Genomic DNA, 23,043 nt, shown 5'->3' on the forward strand with positions numbered 1-23,043 from the left:
TCGGGCGGACCGTGCCGAACCGGCGGAAACAGTTGAGCGATGTTGACACCGCTGACTAGGCTGGGACACATGCGCGAACTCCAGGCCACCATCATTGAAGAAATGGGCGTGCAGCCCCGGATCGATCCCGCTGGGGAGGTGCGCAAACGCGTGACTTTCCTGAAGGACTACCTCAAGGCGACCCGGACCCAGGGCTTTGTCCTGGGCATCTCGGGCGGCCTGGATTCGTCCCTTGCCGGAAAGCTGGCCCAGCTCGCGGTCACAGAACTGGAGGCTGAGGGCACGGAGGCCAACTTCGTGGCCGTCCGCCTGCCCTACGGTGTCCAGCACGACGAGGATGACGCCCAGGCAGCGCTGGACTTTATCCAGCCCAAGACGGAGTGGACGTTCAATATCTCCGCGGCCGTGGACGGCTTCGAGGATGAGTTCGAGAAGACCGCCGGCGCCTCCATCTCCGATTTCCACAAGGGCAACACGAAGGCCCGGGCACGCATGACCGCCCAGTACGCACTGGCCGGCGAATACAACTACCTGGTGATCGGCACGGACCACGGCGCCGAGTCCGTCACCGGGTTCTTCACCAAGTATGGCGACGGCGGCGCAGACATCCTTCCGCTGTTTGGCCTGAACAAGCGCCAGAACCGTGCGCTGCTTGCGGAACTGGGCGCTCCCGCCCGGGTCTGGGAAAAGGTGCCCACGGCCGACCTTCTGGACGACAGGCCCGGCCGCACTGATGAGGACGAGCTTGGCGTCAGCTATGACCAGATCGATGATTACCTTGAAGGCCGTGAGATCCCTGAGGCGGCGGCCCAGCTGATTGAAGAGAAGTACCTCCGCACCCGGCACAAGCGGACCGTCCCGGTCACCATCTTCGAGACTTGGTGGAAATAACTCGCCACGCTCCTCTGCCTAACTATGGCAGCAGGACGATCTTGCCGCGGCCGTGCCCCGTGCGGCTGACCTCCAGGGCATCGGCAGCTTCTGCGAGCGGGAACCGGTGCGCGATGGTGAAGGTGAGGAGGCCTTCGGCGGCGATCGTGGCCACGTCCTCGATCCGGCCCTCCAGTTCTTGCACGGCGGCGATCCCGGCTTCCTCGGAATGCCGGCTGGGAACCGTGACCACAGCCTTACCGCGGTCCCGGAGCAGCTCCACGGTGGCAGCAACAGACTCCTCGGTTCCCGCAGCATCGAGTATGGCGGTCACCGGTCCAGAATCTTCAGCAAGAGAGCTAATGCGTTCCACCAGGCCTGGCCCGTAGGTGACGGCCTCGGCGCCCAGCTCGCGCAGATACTCCTGATTTGCCCCGGATGCCGTGCCGATCACCCGGGCACCGAAGGCCTGGGCCAACTGGACCGCGGCCGAACCAACGCCGCCGGCTGCCGCATGGATCAGGACGGTGTCGCTGGCACCCACGCCCAGCTGCTTCAGTGCTGAATATGCTGTTCCCCCGGCCACGGGCAGGCAGGCCCCCTGCTCAAAATCGACTCCGGCCGGCAGTGGCGTGAGCTCTTCAGCCGGTACCACCGCCTCCGTCCGGTAGCCACCGGTGAAACCGTTCCAGATAACTTCATCCCCGACTGCGAATCCTTCGAAGGCCGGGCCCACCGCGGTGACCACTCCCGCAGCCTCGCTGCCGGGAACTTCAGGCAGATCCAGCGGGGCCATTTCCTTGAGGTAGCCCGCCACAAGCATCCAGTCCGTGGGGTTGACTCCCACGGCACGGAATTCCACGCGCACCTGGCCGGCACCGGGTTCCGCCAGTTCCTCAGGCCCCACCTGCAGCACGCGTGGATCGCCATACTCATCGAAGTAGATCCTGGTGCTCATGTCCCTTGCTCCTTTGGGTGTCCGGCACTCTACCGCCAGCCTAAGCGCGCCGTTCCCGCCATCACAACAGTTCTTTGCTTCACAACAGTTCCTTGCCCGGTGTCCCCAGCTGGACGGTGATCCGGTGGGCTTCCTCCATCAGCAGCCGGCCCAGGAAATTCTGGCGGTCTTCGCGGAAACGGGGTTCGATGCCGGTGAGGGAGAGTGCCCAGGCAGGGCGGCCCGCGGCGTCGAATACTGCTGCACCCATCCCCCAGCTGCCTTCCAGCACCAGGCCCGGATTCACGGCGTAGCCTGTCTGGCGGGTCTTCGCCAGGTTGGCCCGGACCACAACTTCGGTGTGGGTGTCGGCGAACGGTCCGGCGTGGACGGGCCAGTTTTCCAGCAGCTGGTCCTGTTCGTCGTCGTCCAGGAAGGCCATGATGGCGGTTCCCGCCGAGGCGACCCCCAGGGGAAAGCGGACGCCCTCGTGCAGCACAAAGGACCGGACGGGAAAACTGCCCTCCTCCCGCAGCAGGCAGACCGTTTCCGAACCTCGCCGGATGGAAAAGAAGGCGCTCTCCCCGGTTTCTTCGGCCAGCCGGCGAAGGCTGGGCCGGGCGATCTCCTCCAGCGGGAACCGGGCCGAGGCGACCGATCCCATCAGCAGGATCTCCGGCCCCAGGACCCAGTTCCCGGTGCGGGCATCGTGATCCAGCAGCCCCTCGGAGGCCAACGAGGTCAGGAGCCGGTGGACTGTCGGCCGGGTGAGCCCCGACTCCCGGACCAGCGCGACCAGCGGGCTGCCCTCCGGTTTGCGGCCCACGATGCGTAGCAGTCCGGCGATGCGGCTGACCACCTGGGCCCCCTGCACGGGAAGTTGATTCATTTTGTTCCTCTGAATTGATGACAGACATCCATATTATGGATAGCAGCCAGTCTATCGTCCACATTGTAGAATTGCCGGATTTCCGCGGGAAACTCTTTGCCTTGACAGGGTGAATCCTCCTCCCGTACGCTCCACATTCAGACATGCAGTCCATAAAGTGGATAGCCATCGAAGAGCCAAACTCTCAATGAGGAGATGCGATGACCAAACTCAAACCGGCAGCGGCCGAAGCCCTGCGGGATGTCCTGCAGAACGGGATCACCTTGGCGGTTGGAGGTTTCGGGCTCAGCGGAATCCCCGCGGACCTGATTGAAGCCGTCCGTGATTCCGGCGCGCAGGACCTGACCGTGGTCTCCAACAACATGGGCGTGGACGGCAAGGGGCTCGGCGTCCTGATCGAGGCCGGGCAGGTCCGGAAGGTTATCGCGTCCTACGTAGGCGAAAACAGGCTGTTCGCCGAGCAGTACCTCGCCGGCAGGCTGGAAGTTGAGTTCACGCCGCAGGGCACCCTCGCCGAGCGCCTCCGCGCCGGCGGCGCCGGCATTCCGGCGTTCTACACCAAGACCGGGGTAGGAACCCTAGTTGCCGAAGGCAAACCGCATGAGGTGTTCGACGGCGGGACGTACGTCCTGGAGCGCGCCATCCGGGCCGATGTCGCACTGGTCCACGCGCACACGGCCGACACGGACGGGAACCTGATCTACCGCTACACCGCGCGGAACTTCAACCCGGTAGTGGCCACCGCGGGTAAGGTCACCATCGCCGAAGCCGAAGTCATTGTGGAACCAGGAGCGCTTGACCCCAACCACATCGTGACGCCTGGCGTTTACGTCCAGCGGCTGGTCCAGGCGGGCGGCCGGGTCAAGGACATCGAGCAGCGCACCGTCCGTCCTCGAGCCGAAGCGATGCCTGTCCCGGCCTGAACGCCGCCTCACGCTGCAACGGGCCACACACTCAACGGAGAGAAACCTGATCATGACTACTACGCAACTCAAGCACCAGGACGTCCCGCAGAAGGGTCTGGCCCGAATGGCGCAATGGCTCGCCGGCTGGACGCAGAAGTGGTTTCCGGACGCCTACATTTTTGCCCTCGCCGGCGTCGTGCTGGTCGCTGTGGCGGCACTGGCCATAGGGGCCTCCCCTAAATCTGTTGTCGATTCCTTCGGCAACGGCTTCTGGGACCTGACAGCGTTCACCCTGCAGATGTCCATGGTGGTGCTGACGGGCTATGTTGTCGCCACATCGCCACCGGTCGCGCGGATGATTGATCGCTTGGCGCACGTTCCGAGTAATGCCCGCACGGCTGTCAGCTTTGTCGCTGTGCTGGCAATGTCCGTCTCCTTCCTCAATTGGGGGCTGAGCCTGATCTTCGGCGGCCTCCTGGCGCGAGCCATTGCCCGCCGCAAGGATCTCGTCGTCGACTACCGCGCCCTCGGCGCGGCCGCCTTCATGGGACTCGGCGCTGTTTGGGCTTTGGGCCTGTCCTCCTCGGCCGCCCAGCTCCAAGCGACCAAGGCCTCCATTCCGCCGGCGTTGTTGAAAATTACGGGAGTCCTGGACTTCGGCACCACCATCTTTACCTGGCAGTCTCTGCTGTCGCTGGCCATCCTAATGCTGCTCACCACCGTGATCGCCCATTTCTCGGCTCCCCGGGGCAGCGCCATCAGGACAGCCGCCGATCTGGGTGTTGACCTGGACGACCGGCCCGAAGACTCCGAGCCACGGTCGCGTCCGGGCGAATGGCTGGAATACAGCCGGATCCTCCCCATCCTCGCGGGTGTTCTCACCTTGGGCTGGCTTATCTCGCAGGTTCTGACCCTGCCCGTTCTTAGCGTGGTCAGTTCGCTCAACGCCTATCTGCTGGTCTTTTTGGTGCTGGGGCTGGTGTTGCATGGCACTCCCCGCAAATTCCTCCAGGCGGTGACCAAAGCAGTGCCCGCCACGGCCGGAATCTTGGTGCAGTTCCCGCTGTACGCGGCAATGGCTGCCATTCTCACCAAAGCCACCGGGGCAGGGGGCCTCTCCGTCTCCGAACATCTGGCGCACTTTTTCACCAGCATCGGCGGCAACGGGGGTTTCGCCGTCATCATCGCCCTCTACACTGCCGTCCTCGGCATGTTTGTGCCCTCCGGCGGAGGAAAGTGGCTGGTCGAGGCGCCCTACGTGATGCAGTCCGCCACGGATGTAAACATGAACCTTGGCTGGACGGTGCAGATATACAACATCGCAGAGGCGCTGCCCAACCTGGTCAATCCATTCTTTATGCTGCCGCTGCTGGCGGTGCTGAAGCTGCGCGCCCGGGATCTGGTGGGCTTCACTTTCCTGCAATTCCTGTTCCACCTGCCGGTTGTGTTGCTGCTGGTCTGGCTGCTGGGCATGACCTTCGAATTCGTGCCGCCGGTGATACCGAACTAGTCCGGAAACACACCAAATCAACAGCCCCGAAACCATCTGAGGAGACCCCCATGGCCTGGACCAGGGATGAAATGGCTGCCATCGCAGCCGAAGAACTGAACGACGGCGACTACGTCAACCTGGGCATCGGCATCCCCACGCTCGTGGCCAACAATTTGCCTGACGGCGTCCGTGTTGTCCTGCAGAGCGAAAACGGACTGCTCGGCATGGGCCCCTTCCCCTACGAAGGCGAGGAAGACGCCGATCTCATCAACGCCGGCAAGCAGACAGTCACTATCCTGCCCGGCGGCAGCATCTTCGACTCCGCCACCTCGTTCGGCATGATTCGCGGCGGCCACGTCAAGGTCGCTATCCTCGGCGCCATGCAGGTCTCCGCCCACGGCGACCTCGCCAACTGGACCATCCCCGGCAAGATGGTCAAGGGCATGGGCGGCGCCATGGACCTCGTGGCCGGGACCCCGCGCGTCGTGGTCCTCACGGAGCACATTGCCAAGGACGGCACCGCCAAGATTGTGAAGGAATGCACACTGCCCCTCACCGGCCTTCGGGTGGTGGACCGGATCATCAGCGACCTCGCCGTGTTTGACCTCGTCAGGACCGACGTGAGGAACGAACACGAAGCAGCCGGGCGGCAGCTCACGCTCACCCGCCTCGCGCCGGGTGTCACCGTGGAGGAGCTCCGCGAAAAGACCGAGGCGGAGTTCACCATCGCCTTTAAAACACCTACGCCCGCTCTTGGAGGAGCAGCGATTTTGGAGGGAACACGGGCATGAGCCTGAAAGAACAGTTCGGCAAGGATGTCCTGCTCACGGGCTGGGGCCACAGCCGTTTCGGCAAGCTCACCGAGGAGACCCTCGAGTCGCTGATCGTCCAGGTCGCCACTGAAGCCATCTCCACCGCCGGCATCGAGCCCGCACAGATCGACGAGATCTACCTCGGTCAGTTCAACTCCGGCATGATGCCGCTGGCCTTCCCGTCCTCGCTTGCCCTGCAGGTATCGGACCAGTTGGCCAACGTCCCGGCGACGCGGGTGGAGAACGCCTGCGCGTCGGGTTCGGCTGCCTTCCAGCAGGGCACCAAGTCGCTGCTTGCAGGCACCGCGAAAACAGTCCTGGTGATCGGCGCGGAAAAGATGACCCACGCGGGCGCCGAAGCGGTGGGCGCTGCGCTGCTGGGCGCGGACTACGACATGGCGGGCCAGGCGTCCACCACGGGGTTCACCGGCCTGTTCGCCGACATCGCCAAGCACTACGAGAAACGCTACGGCTCCGTGTCCGATGTCCTCGGCACCATCGCTGCGAAAAATCACCGCAACGGCGTGGACAACCCCTATGCCCAGCTCCGCAAGGATCTGGGCGAGGAGTTCTGCCGCACCGTTTCGGACAGGAACCCCATCGTGGCCGACCCCCTGCGCCGCACCGACTGCTCCCCCGTGTCCGACGGCGCCGCCGCAATTATCCTCAGCACCTCGCCTACCCGCGGAGCCACTGCGCCGGTACGGCTCGCCGGCTTCGGCCACGCGAACGACTTCTTCCCCGCCGCACGGCGCGACCCCACCGCCTTCGCGGCCACCCGGGCGTCGTGGCAGCGCGCATTGGCGATGGCCGGCGTCGGGCTTGAAGCCCTCGACTTCGCGGAAGTCCATGACTGCTTCACCATCGCCGAACTGATCATGTACGAAGCCATGGGGCTCACCGATCCGGGGCAGGGCGCCCGGGCCATCCAAGAGGGCTGGGTGTTCAAGGACGGTAAACTGCCCATCAACGTCTCCGGCGGTTTGAAGGCCAAGGGCCACCCGGTGGGCGCCACGGGCGTGTCGCAGCACGTCGTCGCCGCCATGCAGCTCACCGGCACCGCCGGCGACATGCAGCTGAACGGCCCCCGCCGGGCCGCGGTGCAGAACATGGGCGGCGTGGGCATTGCCAACTACGTCAGTGTCCTCGAAGCGGTATAGCCGCCCGCCGAGGAGCGGGACGTTGACCGGGTGCGGCTAGACTTCTTGGCACCTTCAAATCCCGTCCAAGGAGAGCCATGCGTGCCACCATCATCCACGGCCCCGGTGATATCCGAGTCGAGGACCGCGACTATCCCGTTGTCCAGCTCGCCACGGATGTTGTCGTCAGAGTGACTGCATCCTGTGTCTGCGGCTCGGACCTCTGGCCCTACCGCGGCGTGAAACCGACCCACAGGCCGTCCGCAATCGGCCATGAATTCATCGGCGTGGTGGAGAGCACCGGAGCCGAAGTCACCGGGCTCAGGGAAGGCGACTTCGTGATCGCGCCGTTTGTGGTCAGCTGTGGGAAGTGTCCGCAGTGCCTGAACGGCGTCACGGTTGCGTGTGACCGGCTCGCCGGCTGGGGCGGGAAGGACGATTCAGGGGTCAGGATCGACGGCGGCCAGGGCCAGGTCGTGCGCGTCCCGCTGGCCGAATCCACCCTCGTCAAGGTGCCCGGCGTCGACAAGGCGGACCAAGCGCTCCGGAGGAGCCTGCTTACTTTGTCCGATGTAATGGCCACTGGCCACCACGCGGCCCTCAGCGCCCAGGTAACCCCGAACCGGACGGTGGTGGTGGTGGGCGACGGGGCCGTGGGACTCTGCAGTGTGCTGGCAGCCAGGCGGCTTGGAGCCGAGCGGATTATTGCGATGTCCCGGCACGCCGACAGGCAGGCAATCGCCCGGGAATTCGGCGCCACGGACGTTGTGGAAGAACGCGGGGACGACGGCGTTGCCAAGGTCCGCGAGCTGCTCGGCGGCGTATTGGCCGACTCCGTGCTCGAGTGCGTAGGTACCAAAGAGTCCATGGAGCAGGCACTGCACTGCGTCCGGCCCGGCGGCGCGCTGGGTTTTGTGGGCGTCCCGACCGGAGGCGCAGAGATCCCGCTGCGCTACCTGTTCGACAAGAACATCACTGTGGCGGGAGGCATGGCACCCGCCCGGACGTACATTCCGGAACTGCTCGCCGATGTGCTCGCCGGCACCATTAATCCCGGCCGCGTCTTCGACATCGATATGCCGTTGGAAGAAGTGGCCGAAGCCTACAAGGCCATGGACGAACGGCGGGCTATTAAGGTGCTGCTGACGCCGTAGGCGTGCGGTCCCGCCGTTACAGGAGTGACAGTTGATGACCGCAGCTATTGCACCGTCAAGGCTCGACCCCTAGGTTTGAGACAGCGGAAGACAGTCTCCGCATCTGCCTGCCGTCGGAGCAGGGCCAGAAAAATGGGTTACAAAGGAAGTTAGCAATGGCAACAGGCACAGTTAAATGGTTCAACGCTGAAAAGGGCTTCGGCTTCATCGCTCCGGATGACGGATCCGCAGATGTTTTCGCGCACTACTCGGCAATTGCCAGCAGCGGGTACCGCTCGCTGGACGAGAACCAGAAAGTCGAATTCGATGTGACCCAGGGCCCCAAGGGCCCGCAGGCAGAGAACATTCGTCCGCTGTAACGGCTGAGAAGCTCCCCCGCCGGTGTGCCTACAGGGCAGCTGCGGGGGAGCTTCTGCATCCCTGGTTAAACCCCGGATGGCACTCAGGTGCCTCCATACCGGCGATACCATTCCACCGCTTCCGCCGAAAAACCGAAGCGTCCCGGCCGGGCGCCCGTCAGCGTCCAGAGTCTGTCGGACTGATACCAGTGGTCCTGCGACAGCAGCGCCACCTGATGGGCGGTGAAACCGCTCTTGAGCAGGAGCGCGACGGAGCTCGCTGAGTCGGTCCGGGCTGACCATTGGGGACCGGTGATGCGCTCTTCTATGTGGCGCAGGATCTGCCCCACGGTCACCGGTATCGGTTCAGCGGCGTGGAAAGTCCCGCTCGTTCGTGTCCCCGTTGTGAGCAGCCCGGCGATCAGGCGGCCCAGGTGTTCAACACTGATGACGGAGAGTTTGGAATCTCCGTCGCCTACAGGACCGCCCAGGATGCTCGCCATGCGGATCAGGGACGGGATAAACCACCTGTCCCCAGGGCCGTAGATCAAGCCGGTGCGGACGACAGTACCGCCAGCCTCCAGGACGAGTTGATCGGCGGATGCCCGGCTGCGGCTCACTGCCGATTCAGGCCGGCACGGAAGTGAGGTCTCCGTCTCGCCACGGTGTGGTCCTGTCCCGTAGACGGAGGTGGTACTGAGCTGGACGAACCCCGGGACGGTGCAGCTGGCGGCGGCTTCGAGCAGGTTCCGCGTCCCTTCATGGTTAACCAGGGCTGCCTTCGAAGCGTCGGATCCAGTGTAGGAGGCAGCGTTGACCACGAGGTCCGCCCCGCGCATCGCTGTCTCAAGCGTCGCACGGTCGGTGATGTCGCCTGCGTATATGCTGGCTTCACTGTTCTTTATGAGGACGGTCGTCCGCCTTGTCAGGACGCGAAGGTTGATTTCTCCCCTGGCAGCGGCAGCTTGAAGAACGCCCTGGCCGATGAAACCGGACGCTCCGACCAGCAGGACGGTCGGCCGTGGGACACTCCCCTTCATAGTTCGGACTCACTTGGGGGACCAACTTCTGCCATGTCCGGACGGTCCGGGCTAGGGGTACCGCGGGTACACACATCTAATGAAAGGTCGCTGTTATGCCTCTGCAGGAACGCGCCAGGGCTACAAAGGCGTCCATTGTGGAAGGCGCGGCCGCGGTGTTCGAAGAGATCGGCTACGGCAACGCAAGCCTTAGCAGCGTCGCCGAGCGGGCAGGTGTGACCAAGGGCGCCCTGTATTTTCATTTCAAATCCAAAGAGGACCTCGCGCTGGCGGTGATCGAAGCCCAGCATGCCCTGGCCACCCAAGAAGGCGAGCGGATCGCCGGGCTGGGCCGCAGTGCCCTGTCCACCATCATTTTGACGTGCGCCAGTTTCGGGCGGCTGCTGGTTCAGGAGCCGGTGGTCCGTGCCGGCGTCCGGCTGACGCTTGAGGCATCCGCCTTCGGGCACTCGGTGACCGCTCCCTATGAGGACTGGATCCGAACCATGGAGTTCCTGACCCGCCAGGGCCAGTCCGAGGGTGAAATCGACGAGGCGTTGGATACCGCTGCCTTCGCCCGATACCTCGTTGCGTCGTTTACCGGCGTGCAGATGGTGTCCGGCGTCCTCACGCATCGTGCTGATGTGCTGGAGCGGATCGAGGACATGTGGTCGATCCTCTTGCCGGCGATGGTTCCCGAGACCAAACTGGCTGAGTTCCTGGATCTTGCCCGCCTGGGCGTTCATGAGGCAGATCCTGCCGAGGGCCGTTCGGGGCATTCAGTGTGAACCGGCAGCTGAGCTCGACGCAGACGGCTCCGTCCACGCTGATGGCAGCAGTAGCCCACCCCTTTACCTGATCTTCAATGACGACGGTCCGCAAAGAGACAGACGCATCATCGTCGAGTTCGACGATTTTCAAGAATGAGGCTTCGAAGGCCTGAAAATCCAGGTCGGGAGCCGTCATCCGGACCCGAAGGGCCTGCCGGATTCCTTCCACCATGAGAAGACCCGGAACGTGGTCCAGCGGATGGTCAAAGAACGTGGGGTTTGTCCCGTCAACGTGCAGGGGCCAGGTATCTGCGGGACCACCTGCGCCAATGGCGACGTTGTGGGAAAACCGGTGCCCCACCTGTTCCGGCGGCAAAGGCACGGTCTGCGGTGGCTGGCCATCGGTGGCGGACCTCAGCCGCAGCCGGGCATAGCTGGCGGGGTCCACGAGCCGCGCTCCGGCGGCCCCCGTGGCGATGGGATGACCGCCGACGTCGAAGCGTGCCTCGACCCGAAAAACGACCGGTCCGCGTGAGTTCCGTTGTGAGACATTCACGTCGAGGAGCATGTTGACTTCTGTCGGAGTGCCCGGATCGCCGGCGTGGCCGCCGAGAGCCTGGACGGACATGTCCGGCATCAGGAAGACCTGCCCCAAGGGCACGCCCTCCATTGCGTGGGCAACCAGGATGGTAGCTTGCCGCAGGGATTCAGCGATCAGTGCTGTGTCGTACGCTCCAGGCCTGGAACAAAAGAAGGGGTGCAGCCGAGGCCACTGTGCAGTGGCCAGGTACCGGCCCTCACCGATCCTGCGGATATCGGTCATAAAAACCTCGGAAATGGCCCGGCGATGCACCAGTTCACGGGGGACCGTGCTGCTGAACGAGTGCCTCCGGTCGGCCCATTGCGATCGGCCGGCGTCGAACTTCCGGCGATCAAAGCGCATGGTTCCCCCTTCCACAACTGACTGGTGGAAAAAGCATACCGACCGGATGGATTGTTAACCGATGGAGGACGCCGCGATTCACAGGCAACCTCATGATAAACATACCGGTCGCATGGTTTATTGTTGTTAGCAGCAGTATTACCGTCGGAAGGGACATCTCCGCCGGATAAACAGCGACCTAGAGCAAGGACTGCAGTGGCGGGCGTTTTTGAAGTTATCCAGGACAATGACGGACCGCTGCCGTTCAGATTCCTCCTGCGGGGAAGCGACGGTGCAGTCGTGGCAGTTTCCCCACAGCTCGGGAGCATCACAGCCGTGAAGGCAGGAATCAGGGCGGTCAGGGAAAGCGCGGCCAGCGGGGCCGTTGTGGACCTGACCGACGAGGCAGACCCGAGCTGACAGCTGCGGTCGTCGGGCCGCCTACACGAAGGCCGACTTCCCTGTCACGGCACGCCCCACTATCAATGAGTTGATTTCGTAGCTGCCCTCGTAGGTGTAGAGGACCTCCGCGTCGCCAAAGAGCTTGCCCATTTCATAGTCGGCGCTGATCCCGTTGCCGCCCAGGATTGACCTGCCCATCGCCACGGAAGCCCTCGCCAGCCTGGTACACGTGGCCTTGGCCATCGCGGCCTGCGCCATTTCCAGCTTTCCGTCCTCCTGGATCCTGGCGAGTTGCGCCATCAGTGCGAGCGAGGCCGAGGCGTTCCCCAGGATTTCGGCCAGCTGCTGCTGGATGAGCTGGAACCGCGCCAGTTCCTTACCGAACTGCCGGCGTTCCAGAGAGTAGGAACGGGCGACGTCGAACGCGGCAAGCTGGATACCGGCACCTTGCCAGCCCACCCAAGCGCGTGAATCCCTCAGGAGGCGGTTGGCCCTGGAGAAGTCCGTGGCTCCCGGCAGCAGGTTGGACTCAGGAATGCGGACGTTATCCAGCACGATATCGGCATTCTGCATGATCCGCAGGCCGATCTTGTTGCAGATCTTGGTGGCCCTGTAGCCGGGGCGGTCTGTCTCCACGATGAAGCCCTTGATCTGCTGGTCCGCCTCGTCCCTGGCCCAGACCAGTGCAAAGTCGGCGATGGTCCCGGCGCCGATCCAGCGTTTGGCTCCGTTGATCACCCACTCGCCGCGCTCCAGCCGGGCAGACGTTTCAAGACCGCCGGCGATGTCCGAACCATGGTCCGGTTCCGTCAGCGCAAACGCTCCCAGCTGGGTAAAACCCGTCAGGCCCGGCAGCCAGCGATGCTTCTGTTCTTCCGAGCCGAGCTCGTCGATCATGCCCACGATCAGTTCATTATGAATCCCGACCAGGGCGGAGAGGGAAACGTCAGCCCGGGCCACCTCCACGTACATCAGGCCCTTGAAGAGTTTGGAACTGCCGTCCGTCTGAAGTCCGCCCAGGCCGAGCTGGCCCATCCCCGCCAAGAGCCCGAACGGGAACTCTTCACGGTTCCAGTAATCAATGGACGGCTGCCGCACCGAAGACTGGAGGAAGCTCCGGATGGCCAGGTAGCGCTCCCGCTCGGGTTCCGGCAACAGGTCCACGATGTACATCAGGTCTGCATCCGGAAAGGGCGGCCCCTCCGGCACGGGCTCCGCGGGAGCCACCTGCGCAGCCTTCGGCGCGATGGATGAAGCCGCCTCCTCACGTCCTTGTGGCTGCACGGGCCTTCATCCCTTCGCTCTTCCAAACCCTTGGATGTCCTAGTATATTCACAGAGTTGGATGTTTAGTGATGCGCATCACGTGACGAAAGGGGGCCCCATGTCAGTCACCGAAGACTTCCGTGCAGCACGCGACCGCCTGCTGGCCCTGCGTGCCGATTACGCACAGGCCAGGCACGAGTTCCAGTGGCCGCACTTTGAAGAGTTCAATTTCGCCCTCGACTGGTTTGACCAGATCGCGGCAGACCCTTCGAAGGGACACAACCCGGCGCTGGTGATTGTTGAGCAGGACGGCTCGGCCACCCGCCGCAGCTTCGCCGACCTGGCCGCACGCTCCAACCAAGTGGCCAACTGGCTCCGCGGCCACGGCGTTCGCCGCGGCGACCGGATGATCATCATGCTGGGCAACCAGGTGGAACTGTGGGAGTTGATGCTGGCAGGCATCAAGCTCGGCATTGTCCTGATCCCCACCACCACGCTCATGGGTCCGGCGGACCTGGCAGACCGGGTGGAGCGTGGCGAGGCGGGCTGGGCCGCCGTCGGAAGTTCCAACATCGGCAAATTTGCCGCTGTCCGCGGGAACTACCGCCTCATTGAAATCGGCGACGGCGTTCCTGTCGCGGCCCCTGAAGCCCTTCAGTACGCGGAGTCGTCGACGGCGGCACAAACCTTCTCTCCAGACGCCCCCACCGCGGCCGACGAGACGCTGCTGCTGTATTTCACCTCGGGCACCACTTCCAAGGCGAAGCTGGTGGAGCACACCCACACGTCCTACCCGGTGGGGCACCTGTCCACGATGTTCTGGATCGGAATTGAGCCGGGCGATGTGCACCTGAACGTCGCCTCACCCGGCTGGGCCAAGCATGCGTGGTCCAACGTATTTACGCCCTGGATCGCGGAGGCCTGCGTCTTCATCTACAACTACGAGCGTTTCGATGCCCGCGCCCTGATGGAGCAGATGGACAGCGAGGGCGTCACCAGCTTCTGCGCCCCGCCCACCGTATGGCGCATGCTCATCCAGGCGGACCTGACGCTCCTGGAGAATCCACCCACCAAGGTGGTCTCCGCGGGCGAACCGCTGAACGCCGAAGTGATTGACCAGGTGCAGCGCGCCTGGGGCCAGACCATCCGCGATGGCTTTGGCCAGACTGAAACCACCGTCCAGGTGGCCAACACGCCCGGCCAGCCGGTCAAGATCGGCGCGATGGGTCAGCCGCTTCCCGGGTACGACGTGGTGCTGGTGGATCCGAATACCGGACAGGAGGCCGACGACGGCGAGCTGTGCCTGCGCCTGGAGCCGCGGCCCGTGGGCCTGATGAAGTCGTACTACGGTGACCCCGAAAGGACAGCCGAGGCGTTCCGTGGCGGCTACTACCACACAGGCGACATGGCAAGCCGGGATGAGCATGGGATCATCACCTATGTTGGCCGGGACGATGATGTCTTCAAGTCCTCTGATTACCGGCTCTCGCCGTTTGAGCTGGAGAGCGTACTGATCCAGCATCCTGCGGTGGCCGAGGCAGCCGTCGTGCCGTCGCCCGATGCCCTCAAACTGTCGGTTCCCAAGGCCTACGTGGTGCTCGCTGCCGGGCATGAACCGGGCCCGGAGCTGGCAGAGGACATCCTGCGGTATTGCCGCGAGCACCTTGCCCCGTTCAAACGCATCAGGCGGCTGGAATTCGGTATCCTGCCCAAGACCATCTCGGGCAAAATCCGCCGCGTGGAGCTGCGGCACAGCGAAGAAGTGAGGCACGGCGGGGAAGCACTTCACCAAGGGCTTGGGATTGAATACTCCGAGACCGACTTTCCGGGGTTGAAAGGTTGAGCCATGGCCACACCACTCCCCCGCGACCCCATCGCCGACGCCCAGAGCAACTGGGAAGAACACGGCTGGGCCGTTGTCGCAGCACCCATGGCCGCCATCACGGCGATCATGCGCACCCAGCAGATCCTGCTGGCCCGGATCGAAGGCGTCCTGAAACCCTTCGGCCTGACGTTCGCACGCTATGAGCTGCTCGCACTGCTGAGCTTCGCCCGCAGCGGCGCGCTACCCATGAACAAGGCGAGCGCCCTGCTCCAGGTGCATCCCACCTCGGTGACCAACGCCGTCGACCGGCTCGAAAGCGCCGGCCTCGTGACCCGCTCACCGCACCCCACCGACGGCCGCACCACGCTGATTGAGCTCACCGCCGAGGGCCGCACCCTGGCCAAAAGTGCGACGGCGGTGCTCAATACCGAGGTTTTCGGCAAGTCGGGGTTCGCGGATGAAGACGTCGACCAGCTGATCCGTATCCTCGGCAACTTCCGTCGGAACGCCGGCGACTTTACGGGAGGGTGAGCCGGCCCAGGGCTGGTCCTTCACAGAGTTGGCCAGTGGGCAGCAGATAGGGACAGCCAGCTGAACGTGAAGATCCTAGCGATCTGACCTGCTGCGGCGAATACCCCTGACCACAAGCCACGCCACCATGAGGCCCAAAGCTCCGTAGACGGCGTAATTGAGGAATCGCGAATACTGCTCGATCAGCCGGTACTGGGTGCCCAGCAGGAAACCCAGGCCAATGAGTGTGCCGTTCCAGAGTCCGCTTCCGGCAAGGGTGAAAAAGCTGAAGGTCCCCAGGTGCATGTTGGAGGCGCCGGCTGGAAGCGAAATGAGGCTCCGGACGCCGGGGAGCAGGCGGCCGAAGAAGATTGAGGACCTGCCGTGACGGCAGAACCAGCCTGCGGCCTTGTCAAAGTCCTCCCTGTCCACCAGGGGCAGCTTGGAGAGGCCTCGGATAGACCGCTCGAGGCCAAGCTTGGCGCCCAGCCAGTACAGCAGGAGGGCGCCCACATATGCACCCAGCGTGCTGGTGACAAAAATGAGGACCAGGTTCAGGTCTCCCTGCTTGGCCAGGAAACCGGCCAGCGGAAGGATCACCTCGCTGGGAATGGGCGGCAGGACCGTCTCGGCAAGGGTGAAGAGTCCCACTCCCCATTCGCCCAGGTTGTCGATGGCCTGGGCGGCCAACCCCACCAGACCGCCAAGGTTCTCCGCCGTACTTGCTGCGGCCACGGATGTTCCCCGCATGCAGTCTCCCCATTTCCACTACGTAGCCATGTTCCGTGTTCTGTGTCCCCTGCCGTGTATACCCCAGGAACCTGCACAGAAGCTAGGAGTCCATTGCCCGCCTGGCCGGCTTTGCCCGCACGTGCATCCGTTCGCCCTGGGTTCCGAACAGACTCAGGAACTCCACGGCGTTGGCGTCCGCCCGGCAGAACCAGTGCGGGACGCGCGTATCAAACTCCGCGGCCTCCCCCGGGCCCAGGGCAAAGTCCTGCCCGCCCAGGACCATCCTGAGCTTGCCGTTGAGCACATATAGCCACTCGTAGCCTTCATGCACCTGGGGATCAGGCTCCTCCAGCTTGCCGGCCGGCAGGATGTGCTTGTACGCCTGGATTCCGCCGGGACGTTTCGTCAGCGGAATGATGGTCATGCGGTTGCGCATAATGGGGCGGAGGTGGACGCGCGGATCCCCGGTGTCCGGCGCACCCACCAGTTCGTCGAGCGGAACCTGGTGAGCCTTCGCGAGCGGCAGAAGCAGCTCAAGGTTGGGCCGACGCTGCCCCGATTCCAGCCGGGACAGTGTGCTGACCGAAATACCGGTGGCTTCGGAGAGCGACGTAAGAGTGGTGTTTGTGCTCAACCGCAAGGCCCTGAGCCGCGGGCCGACCCTCGCCAGAACGTTGTCTATCTGTTCATCCATCCCCCTACTTTGCCATTCCGGCAAGGAACTTTGCCAGTCCTCAATCGGTCGGAACATCATGAAGACATGACTGAAAATACTCACAACACCAGCGACGTCCTGATTATCGGCGGCGGCGCCGCCGGCCTGAGCGCCGCACAAATGCTGGGCCGCTCGCGGCGTTCAGTGGTGGTGGTCGACGGCGGGGAACCCCGCAATGCCCCTGCCGAAGGGGTCCACGGATTCCTGACCCGCGACGGACTAAGCCCCGCTGAGCTCCTTAATATCGGCCGCGCTGAAGCCGAGCACTATGGTGTCCGGATGGTTCAGGGCGAGGTAGTGGCTGCGGAAGGCGGCGTCACCGAAGGCTTCTCACTTACGCTGGCGGACGGCCGCCTGGTCCGCGGCCGGCGCCTGCTCGTCACCACCGGCCTGGTGGATGAGCTGCCGGACGTTGCGGGGCTCCGCGAGCGCTGGGGCAAGGACGTGCTCCACTGCCCGTTCTGCCATGGCTGGGAGGTGCAGGACCAGGCCATCGGCATCCTGGGCAACGGGCCGTGGTCCGTGCACCAGGCCCTGCTTTTCCGTCAGTGGAGCAGCAACCTCACCCTTTTCCTCAACAACAAAACCCGGCCCGCCGACGTCGAACTGGAGCAGCTCGCTGCCCGCGGCATCAAGGTGGTGGAGGGCGCCGTGGAATCGCTCCGGGTGGAACAGGACACGCTGCGCGGCGTGGCCCTGGCCGGCGGAGCGGAAGTCGCTGTGGACGCGGTGGTGGTGGGACCGCAGGTCCGGGTCCGGCTGGATGCCTTCACAGGACTCGGCCTAAAAGCTTCACCGCATCCAATGGGCGTCGGCGACTACCTTGAAACAGACCCGGACGGAGCCACGGCTGTCCCCGGGGTCTGGGCAGCCGGGAACGTGACCGACATCCGTGCGCAGGTGCTGGCCTCGGCGGCGGCAGGCGCCTGGACCGCCGTCGTGATCAACAACGATCTCATGGCGGAGGAACTCAACCGGGATGTGGCCGCATACCGGGAATCCCTATCGATTGCTCCGTAACCGCCCTTATGGGCCGCGAAAGGGGCGTTTATGGAGCAATCGGCGGGCGTCAGCGCTGCCGGAAAGCCGGTTCACGCTTCTCCATGAAGGCGGCCATTCCTTCTTTCTGGTCTTCGGTGGCGAAGAGGGAGTGAAAGATTCGACGCTCGAACAGGACCCCTTGGGCGAGGCCGGTTTCAAAGGCGGCGTTCACGGCTTCCTTCGCCACCATGGCCACCGGCTTGGACTTGGACGCGATGACTTCGGCAACCTTGAGTGCCTCCTCCACGACGTCCTCCGCCGGCACCACACGCGAGACCAGACCGGATCGCTCGGCCTCCTCTGCGCCTACGAATCTTCCGGTGAGGATCATGTCCATGGCCTTGGCCTTGCCCACGGCGCGGGTGAGGCGCTGGGAACCGCCCATGCCCGGCAGCACTCCCAGGTTGATCTCCGGCTGGCCGAACTTCGCGTTGTCGCCCGCAATGAGGAGGTCGCACATCATGGCTAGCTCGCAGCCTCCACCCAGGGCGAAGCCGGATACGGCAGCGATGGTGGGGATACGCAGCCGGGTGAAGTCCTCCCAGCCGCGGAACCAGTCAGCGGCGTACATGTCCATGTATCCCTGGGCGGCCATCTCCTTGATGTCGGCCCCTGCGGCGAATGCCTTGGAGGAGCCGGTGATCACCACGGCCCCCACGGCAGCGTCGGCGTCCATGGCCGAAACCGCTGCAACCAGTTCCTCCATGGTGGCCTTGTTCAGGGCGTTCAGTGCCTCGGGCCTGTTCAGCGTCACCAAGCCCACCCGGCCGCGCCGTTCCACGAGGATGTTCGCATACTCCGTCATGCCTGACTCCCGTCCTGTTGCGCCCGCTTCACCGTGCCGGCAGGCTGCGACTTATCCCGGATATCAGTGATAATTCCCGAGAAGTCGCGGCCGGCACCGCCTTCCGCCGCAAACGTATCGTAAATCTCGGACGCGAGTGGCCCCAGGCGGGCCGCCACCCCCGTGCCCTGCAGGGCATTAAGGGCAAGTTTGAGATCCTTGGCCATGAGCGCGCCGGCGAAGCCCGGCTGGTAGTCGCGGTTTGCAGGGCTCGTGGGGACAGGCCCTGGAACGGGGCAGTTGGTAGTCAGCGCCCAGCACTGTCCCGAGGCGGCGGAGGCGACGTCGAACAGTGCCTGGTGGGTCAGCCCCAGCTTCTCGCCCAGCACGAAGGCCTCGCTCACGGCGATCATGGAGACTCCCAGGATCAGGTTGTTGCAGATCTTGGCTGCCTGGCCTCCGCCGTGTCCGCCGCAGTGGACCACGCGCTTGCCCATCACGTCCAGCACTGGCCGGACAGCCTCGAAGTCCTCCGGCTCGCCTCCCACCATAAAGGTGAGGGTGCCGGCCTCCGCGCCCACCACGCCACCGGAAACCGGAGCGTCCACGGCACGGTGCCCGGCGTCGATGGCAAGAGCGGAAGCCTCACGGGCCTCGTCCACGTTGATGGTGGAGCAGTCCAGGAACATCGTTCCGGGGGCTGCTGCGGCCAGCAGGCCGGGCTGCCCGTCCGTGCCGCGGTAGGCATCCAGCACGTGCTGGCCGCTGGGGAACATGGTCAGCACCACTCCGGCTCCTGACACCGCGTCCCCGGAGTTTGCCGCAATGGGTACCCCGTGGGATTTCGCAGTCTCCAAAGCAACGGGCACCACGTCGAAGCCCACAACGTTATAGCCCGCCTTGACCAGGTTGACGGCCATTGGCCCGCCCATGTGGCCAAGGCCCAGGAACGCGATGGTGGTCTTGTCAGACATTGTCCTTCTCCTTTGACCTAAGGTTCAGCTCTCGGTTGCCCAGCGGCGCGAAATACCGTTCCACGTCCGCCGCGTGCACCTCGCGCAGGGTGGCAGGCTTCCAGTGGGGCGTGCGGTCCTTGTGCACCACCTGCGCCCGGATCCCTTCGCGGAAGTCCGGGGCAGCCAGGAACCGGAGCCCTACCCGGTATTCCTGCGCCAGCGCTTCGTCCAGCGTCAGGCCCTTCACGCGCCGCACGGACTCCAGCGCCACCTTCACGGCGGTGGGCGATTTCTCTTCGATGGCCCGGGCGGCTTCTTCGGCCTCTCCCCCGGTTTCCCGCAGCCGGCGGAGGATGTCCTCGGCGTCGGAGGAGGCGTAGCAAGCGTCAATCCAGTCCCTCCGTGCCTCCAGTGTGGATGCCGGCGGACTTTTTGTGAAACGTACGACGGCGGCTTCCGCAGTTTCGCTTTCGAGTGCCACGGCCAGCTCCACGAGGCTTTCTGACGGGACGTAGTGGTCCGCAAGGCCCAGGAACAGCGCATCCGCCCCGCTCAAATGGGCGCCTGTCAGGGCTGCATGCGTCCCGGCCTCACCGGGCGACTTCGCAAGCAGCCATGTGCCTCCGACGTCGGGCACAAATCCGATGGTGGTCTCCGGCAGTCCCATCCGGGTCCGCTCGGTGACCACGCGGACCGACCCGTGCGCCGAGATCCCCACGCCGCCGCCCAGCACCAGCCCGTCCATGAACGCCACGTAGGGTTTGGGATATCCGGAGATCAGCGAATTCAGCCGGTACTCCGACTGCCAGAAGTTCGCCGTATTATCCCCTCCGGCGAGTATGTCCTGGTAGATGGCCACGATGTCCCCGCCTGCACACAAGCCCCGCTCTCCGGCGCCCCGGACCAGGACCGTGGCCACGCCGTCGTCGTCTGCCCAGGAGATGAGCTGCTCCAGCATGGCGGCCACCATCCCGGCGGTGAGCGCATTGACGGCCTTGGGCCTGTTGAGGGTGATGACTCCCAGGCGCCCACGCCGCTCGAACAGCACCTCCGCCTGCGCCTCCCCGCCCGGCGCTGTGTTGGGTGCTTCCTTCGGAAGATCCGCCATCAGCTGCCTTCCGGCATCACAAAGCTGGAGCCCTGTCGGACACCGGAGGGCCAACGTGTGGTGACCGTCTTGGTCTTGGTGTAGAAGCGGAAGGCATCGGCGCCGTGCTGGTTGAGGTCGCCGAACCCCGAGGCCTTCCAGCCGCCGAAGGTGTAGTAGGCGATGGGGACCGGGATGGGCACATTGATGCCCACCATGCCCACTTCCACGCGGCTGGCGAAATCCCTTGCGGCGTCGCCGTCGCGCGTGAAGATGGCCACGCCGTTGCCGAATTCGTGGTCGCTGCACAGCCGGAGCGCCTCGTCGTAATCGGAGGCCCGGAGCACGCTGAGGACCGGACCGAAGATCTCCTCCTTGTAGATCTTCATCTCCTTGGTGACATGGTCAAAGAGCGTGGGACCCACCCAGAAGCCGCCGTTGTATCCCTCCACCGTCAGGCCACGACCGTCGGCCAGCAGGGTGGCACCTTCGTCTAGACCAGACTGGATGTAGCCCTCGATCCGTTCCTTGGCACTGGCAGCAACCACGGGTCCGAAGTCCGAGTCCTTGTCCAGGCTGTGCCCTACCTTGAGATCTTTGATCCGGTCCTGGAGTTTGGCCACCAGCCTGTTGGCGGTTTCGTCGCCTACCGGTACGGCCACGGAGATGGCCATGCAGCGCTCTCCGGCCGAACCATATCCGGCACCGATCAGGGCGTCCGCCGCCATTTCCAGATCCGCATCCGGCATGACCACCATGTGGTTCTTGGCCCCGCCGAAGCACTGCGCGCGCTTGCCGTGGGCCGCCGCAGTGGCGTAGATGTACTGGGCTATGGGGGTAGAGCCTACAAAGCCGATCGCTTTGACCCGCGGGTCTTCGAGTAGCGCGTCCACCGCTTCCTTGTCCCCGTTGACCACGTTGAAGACGCCGTCCGGAACCCCGGCTTCCGAGTACAGCTCAGCCAGCCGCAACGGCACCGACGGATCCCGTTCCGAAGGCTTGAGGATGAAGGCGTTGCCCGCGGCGAGGGCCGGGCCGGACTTCCAGAGCGGAATCATGGCCGGGAAGTTGAACGGCGTGATGCCCGCCACCACGCCCAGCGGCTGGCGCAGGGAGTGGACGTCGATCCCGGCGCCGGCGTCGTCGGAAAACTCTCCCTTGAGCAAGTGGGGGGCGCCGGCCGCGAACTCCACTACCTCGATGCCGCGCTGGATGTCCCCCTTGGAATCGGGAAACGTCTTGCCATGTTCGGAGGACAGCAGCGCAGCCAGCTCGTCCATGTTCTGGTTGACAAGGTCCACGAACCTGAGCAGGATCCGGCCGCGGCGCTGCGGGTTCATGGCGCCCCATTCCTGCTGGGCCTTCTCCGCGGCGGCAACCACGTTCTGGACTTCCTCCCGGCTGGCCAGGGGCAACCTTGCCTGGACCTGGCCCGTGCAGGGGTCAAAGACATCGCTGTACCGGCCGGAGGTCCCGCTCACCCGTTGGCCACCTACGTAGTGGGATAGTTCGCGCACCATGGCTGAATGCTCCTTCACATGTGATCCAGGTCATCTCTGCAAGCGAATATACTCGGACTTCCTACTAAATTCCAGAGCGCCGGAGATGAGCGCCGAATCCCTCTGGCGCGGGCTTTTCCCGCCGCTGCACTGCCAAGGTAAGTTAGGGACTGTGAAGATTGCTACCTGGAATGTGAACTCGCTCCGTGCCCGCGCCGACCGCGTGGAGGCGTGGCTGCGGCGCAGTGACTGCGACGTCCTGGCCATCCAGGAAACCAAATGTAAGGACGACAACTTTCCCTGGGAACTCTTCGAACGCATGGGCTATGAGGTTGCCCATTACGGCGTGGACCAGTGGAACGGCGTCGCCATTGCCTCCCGGGTAGGCCTGGAGGATGTCGAGCGCACCTTCCTGGACCAGCCCGCGTTTGGAAAGGCCGGCAAGGACCCCGTCCAGGAAGCCCGCGCCATGGCTGCCACGTGCGGCGGCGTCCGGGTCTGGAGCCTCTACATTCCCAATGGCCGATCCCTGGATGATGAGCACATGCCCTACAAGCTCAAGTGGCTGGAAAGCCTGAAGACCCACGCACAGGGGTTGGTAACCGAAAACCCGGAGGCCCAGATCGCGCTCATGGGCGACTGGAACATTGCGCCCCTGGACGAGGATGTCTGGGACATCAACCTTTTCCTTACCCAGGGTTACACGCACGTGAGCGAGCCGGAGCGCGCCGCCTTCCGGGCCATTGAGGCGGCGGGCTTCACGGACGTGGTGCGTCCCCACACCCCCGGCCCGGGCGTCTACACGTACTGGGACTACACCCAGCTCCGATTCCCGAAGAAGGAGGGCATGCGGATCGACTTCGTGCTGGCCTCTCCTGCGTTGGCCTCCCGCGTGACCGGCGCCTCGATCGACCGCGAGGAACGCAAGGGCAAAGGCGCCTCCGACCATGCCCCCGTTGTGGTGGAACTGGCCGATTGAT

23 protein-coding genes and 1 pseudogene are annotated in these 23,043 nt (G+C 64.4%); 13 read left to right on the plus strand and 11 right to left on the minus strand.

Features of this window, described 5'->3' with window-relative positions:
• Positions 1-69: 69 nt before the first annotated feature.
• Complete coding sequence (nadE, locus tag QFZ30_RS17890; RefSeq protein WP_307078504.1) at positions 70-891, plus strand: ammonia-dependent NAD(+) synthetase; 822 nt, start codon at positions 70-72, stop codon at positions 889-891.
• A 22-nt stretch (positions 892-913) separates the two neighbouring features.
• Here nadE and QFZ30_RS17895 read toward each other — a convergent pair whose 3' ends face one another.
• Complete coding sequence (locus QFZ30_RS17895) at positions 914-1,828, minus strand: NADP-dependent oxidoreductase (RefSeq protein WP_307078506.1); 915 nt, start codon at positions 1,826-1,828, stop codon at positions 914-916.
• 79 nt (positions 1,829-1,907) lie between these two features.
• The gene (locus QFZ30_RS17900; RefSeq protein ID WP_307078508.1) at positions 1,908-2,696 is read right to left on the minus strand and encodes an IclR family transcriptional regulator; all 789 of its coding nucleotides are present in this window, start codon (positions 2,694-2,696) and stop codon (positions 1,908-1,910) included.
• Between the two features lie 200 nt (positions 2,697-2,896).
• Between QFZ30_RS17900 and QFZ30_RS17905 the strand changes: the two genes are divergently transcribed.
• The 6 genes from QFZ30_RS17905 to QFZ30_RS17930 all read left to right on the plus strand — a co-directional run bounded on the left by QFZ30_RS17905 (position 2,897) and on the right by QFZ30_RS17930 (position 8,557).
• On the plus strand, positions 2,897-3,619 hold the full coding sequence (locus tag QFZ30_RS17905; protein WP_307078510.1) for a CoA transferase subunit A: 723 nt from the start codon (positions 2,897-2,899) through the stop codon (positions 3,617-3,619).
• A 52-nt stretch (positions 3,620-3,671) separates the two neighbouring features.
• Positions 3,672-5,111: a TIGR00366 family protein gene (locus QFZ30_RS17910; RefSeq protein WP_307078512.1), complete on the plus strand. Its 1,440-nt coding sequence runs from the start codon at positions 3,672-3,674 to the stop codon at positions 5,109-5,111.
• 50 nt (positions 5,112-5,161) lie between these two features.
• Positions 5,162-5,884, plus strand: coding sequence for a CoA transferase subunit B (locus QFZ30_RS17915; protein WP_307078514.1), 723 nt, complete (start codon positions 5,162-5,164; stop codon positions 5,882-5,884).
• The gene (locus tag QFZ30_RS17920; protein WP_307078516.1) at positions 5,881-7,065 is read left to right on the plus strand and encodes an acetyl-CoA acetyltransferase; all 1,185 of its coding nucleotides are present in this window, start codon (positions 5,881-5,883) and stop codon (positions 7,063-7,065) included. The genes QFZ30_RS17915 and QFZ30_RS17920 overlap by 4 nt, the downstream gene beginning before the upstream one ends.
• 77 nt (positions 7,066-7,142) lie before the next feature.
• Positions 7,143-8,198: a zinc-dependent alcohol dehydrogenase family protein gene (locus QFZ30_RS17925; protein ID WP_307078518.1), complete on the plus strand. Its 1,056-nt coding sequence runs from the start codon at positions 7,143-7,145 to the stop codon at positions 8,196-8,198.
• Positions 8,199-8,353: 155 nt separating this feature from the next.
• On the plus strand, positions 8,354-8,557 hold the full coding sequence (locus QFZ30_RS17930; RefSeq protein WP_013599688.1) for a cold-shock protein: 204 nt from the start codon (positions 8,354-8,356) through the stop codon (positions 8,555-8,557).
• Positions 8,558-8,640: 83 nt separating this feature from the next.
• On the opposite strand, the gene QFZ30_RS17935 is transcribed toward QFZ30_RS17930, so the two are convergent.
• Entirely contained in the window at positions 8,641-9,576 is a 936-nt protein-coding gene (locus QFZ30_RS17935; RefSeq protein ID WP_307078520.1) for an NAD-dependent epimerase/dehydratase family protein, read from the minus strand.
• Positions 9,577-9,671: 95 nt separating this feature from the next.
• On the opposite strand from QFZ30_RS17935, the gene QFZ30_RS17940 reads away from it, so the two are divergent.
• Positions 9,672-10,343: a ScbR family autoregulator-binding transcription factor gene (locus QFZ30_RS17940; protein ID WP_307078522.1), complete on the plus strand. Its 672-nt coding sequence runs from the start codon at positions 9,672-9,674 to the stop codon at positions 10,341-10,343.
• Between the two features lie 34 nt (positions 10,344-10,377).
• Here the strand turns inward: QFZ30_RS17940 and QFZ30_RS22090 are convergent.
• Positions 10,378-11,268: pseudogene (locus QFZ30_RS22090) on the minus strand (ScbA/BarX family gamma-butyrolactone biosynthesis protein); the annotation flags it as partial.
• A gap of 195 nt (positions 11,269-11,463) precedes the next feature.
• Between QFZ30_RS22090 and QFZ30_RS17945 the strand changes: the two are divergent.
• A complete protein-coding gene (locus tag QFZ30_RS17945) occupies positions 11,464-11,667 on the plus strand; it encodes a YegP family protein (RefSeq protein ID WP_307078524.1) in 204 nt (67 codons plus the stop codon).
• 21 nt (positions 11,668-11,688) lie between these two features.
• On the opposite strand, the gene QFZ30_RS17950 is transcribed toward QFZ30_RS17945, so the two are convergent.
• Positions 11,689-12,822, minus strand: a complete 1,134-nt coding sequence (locus tag QFZ30_RS17950; RefSeq protein ID WP_307080348.1) for an acyl-CoA dehydrogenase family protein — start codon at positions 12,820-12,822, stop codon at positions 11,689-11,691.
• Positions 12,823-13,032: 210 nt separating this feature from the next.
• On the opposite strand from QFZ30_RS17950, the gene QFZ30_RS17955 reads away from it, so the two are divergent.
• Entirely contained in the window at positions 13,033-14,757 is a 1,725-nt protein-coding gene (locus QFZ30_RS17955; RefSeq protein WP_307078526.1) for an AMP-binding protein, read from the plus strand.
• Between the two features lie 3 nt (positions 14,758-14,760).
• The gene (locus QFZ30_RS17960) at positions 14,761-15,270 is read left to right on the plus strand and encodes a MarR family winged helix-turn-helix transcriptional regulator (RefSeq protein ID WP_307078528.1); all 510 of its coding nucleotides are present in this window, start codon (positions 14,761-14,763) and stop codon (positions 15,268-15,270) included.
• Positions 15,271-15,345: 75 nt separating this feature from the next.
• On the opposite strand, the gene QFZ30_RS17965 is transcribed toward QFZ30_RS17960, so the two are convergent.
• Both QFZ30_RS17965 and QFZ30_RS17970 read right to left on the minus strand, forming a co-directional pair.
• Positions 15,346-15,999 (minus strand): DedA family protein, encoded by a 654-nt coding sequence (locus QFZ30_RS17965; RefSeq protein WP_307078530.1) that lies wholly within the window; start codon positions 15,997-15,999, stop codon positions 15,346-15,348.
• 82 nt (positions 16,000-16,081) lie between these two features.
• Positions 16,082-16,675 (minus strand): helix-turn-helix domain-containing protein, encoded by a 594-nt coding sequence (locus tag QFZ30_RS17970; protein ID WP_307078532.1) that lies wholly within the window; start codon positions 16,673-16,675, stop codon positions 16,082-16,084.
• A gap of 66 nt (positions 16,676-16,741) precedes the next feature.
• On the opposite strand from QFZ30_RS17970, the gene QFZ30_RS17975 reads away from it, so the two are divergent.
• The gene (locus tag QFZ30_RS17975) at positions 16,742-17,716 is read left to right on the plus strand and encodes an NAD(P)/FAD-dependent oxidoreductase (protein ID WP_307078534.1); all 975 of its coding nucleotides are present in this window, start codon (positions 16,742-16,744) and stop codon (positions 17,714-17,716) included.
• Between the two features lie 49 nt (positions 17,717-17,765).
• On the opposite strand, the gene QFZ30_RS17980 is transcribed toward QFZ30_RS17975, so the two are convergent.
• From QFZ30_RS17980 to QFZ30_RS17995, 4 genes are read right to left on the minus strand one after another with little or no spacing between them, the layout of a single operon-like run.
• Entirely contained in the window at positions 17,766-18,542 is a 777-nt protein-coding gene (locus QFZ30_RS17980; RefSeq protein ID WP_307078536.1) for an enoyl-CoA hydratase, read from the minus strand.
• On the minus strand, positions 18,539-19,495 hold the full coding sequence (mmsB, locus tag QFZ30_RS17985; RefSeq protein ID WP_307078538.1) for a 3-hydroxyisobutyrate dehydrogenase: 957 nt from the start codon (positions 19,493-19,495) through the stop codon (positions 18,539-18,541). Before mmsB ends, QFZ30_RS17980 begins: the two co-directional genes overlap by 4 nt.
• Entirely contained in the window at positions 19,488-20,585 is a 1,098-nt protein-coding gene (locus QFZ30_RS17990) for an enoyl-CoA hydratase/isomerase family protein (RefSeq protein ID WP_307078540.1), read from the minus strand. Before QFZ30_RS17990 ends, mmsB begins: the two co-directional genes overlap by 8 nt.
• Positions 20,585-22,084, minus strand: a complete 1,500-nt coding sequence (locus QFZ30_RS17995; protein ID WP_307078541.1) for a CoA-acylating methylmalonate-semialdehyde dehydrogenase — start codon at positions 22,082-22,084, stop codon at positions 20,585-20,587. The genes QFZ30_RS17990 and QFZ30_RS17995 overlap by 1 nt, the downstream gene beginning before the upstream one ends.
• A gap of 151 nt (positions 22,085-22,235) precedes the next feature.
• Between QFZ30_RS17995 and QFZ30_RS18000 the strand changes: the two genes are divergently transcribed.
• Entirely contained in the window at positions 22,236-23,042 is an 807-nt protein-coding gene (locus QFZ30_RS18000; RefSeq protein ID WP_307078543.1) for an exodeoxyribonuclease III, read from the plus strand.
• Position 23,043 lies beyond the last annotated feature (1 nt).

Source organism: Arthrobacter pascens, assembly GCF_030815585.1.
GTDB classification, from domain to species: Bacteria; Actinomycetota; Actinomycetes; order Actinomycetales; family Micrococcaceae; genus Arthrobacter; species Arthrobacter pascens_A.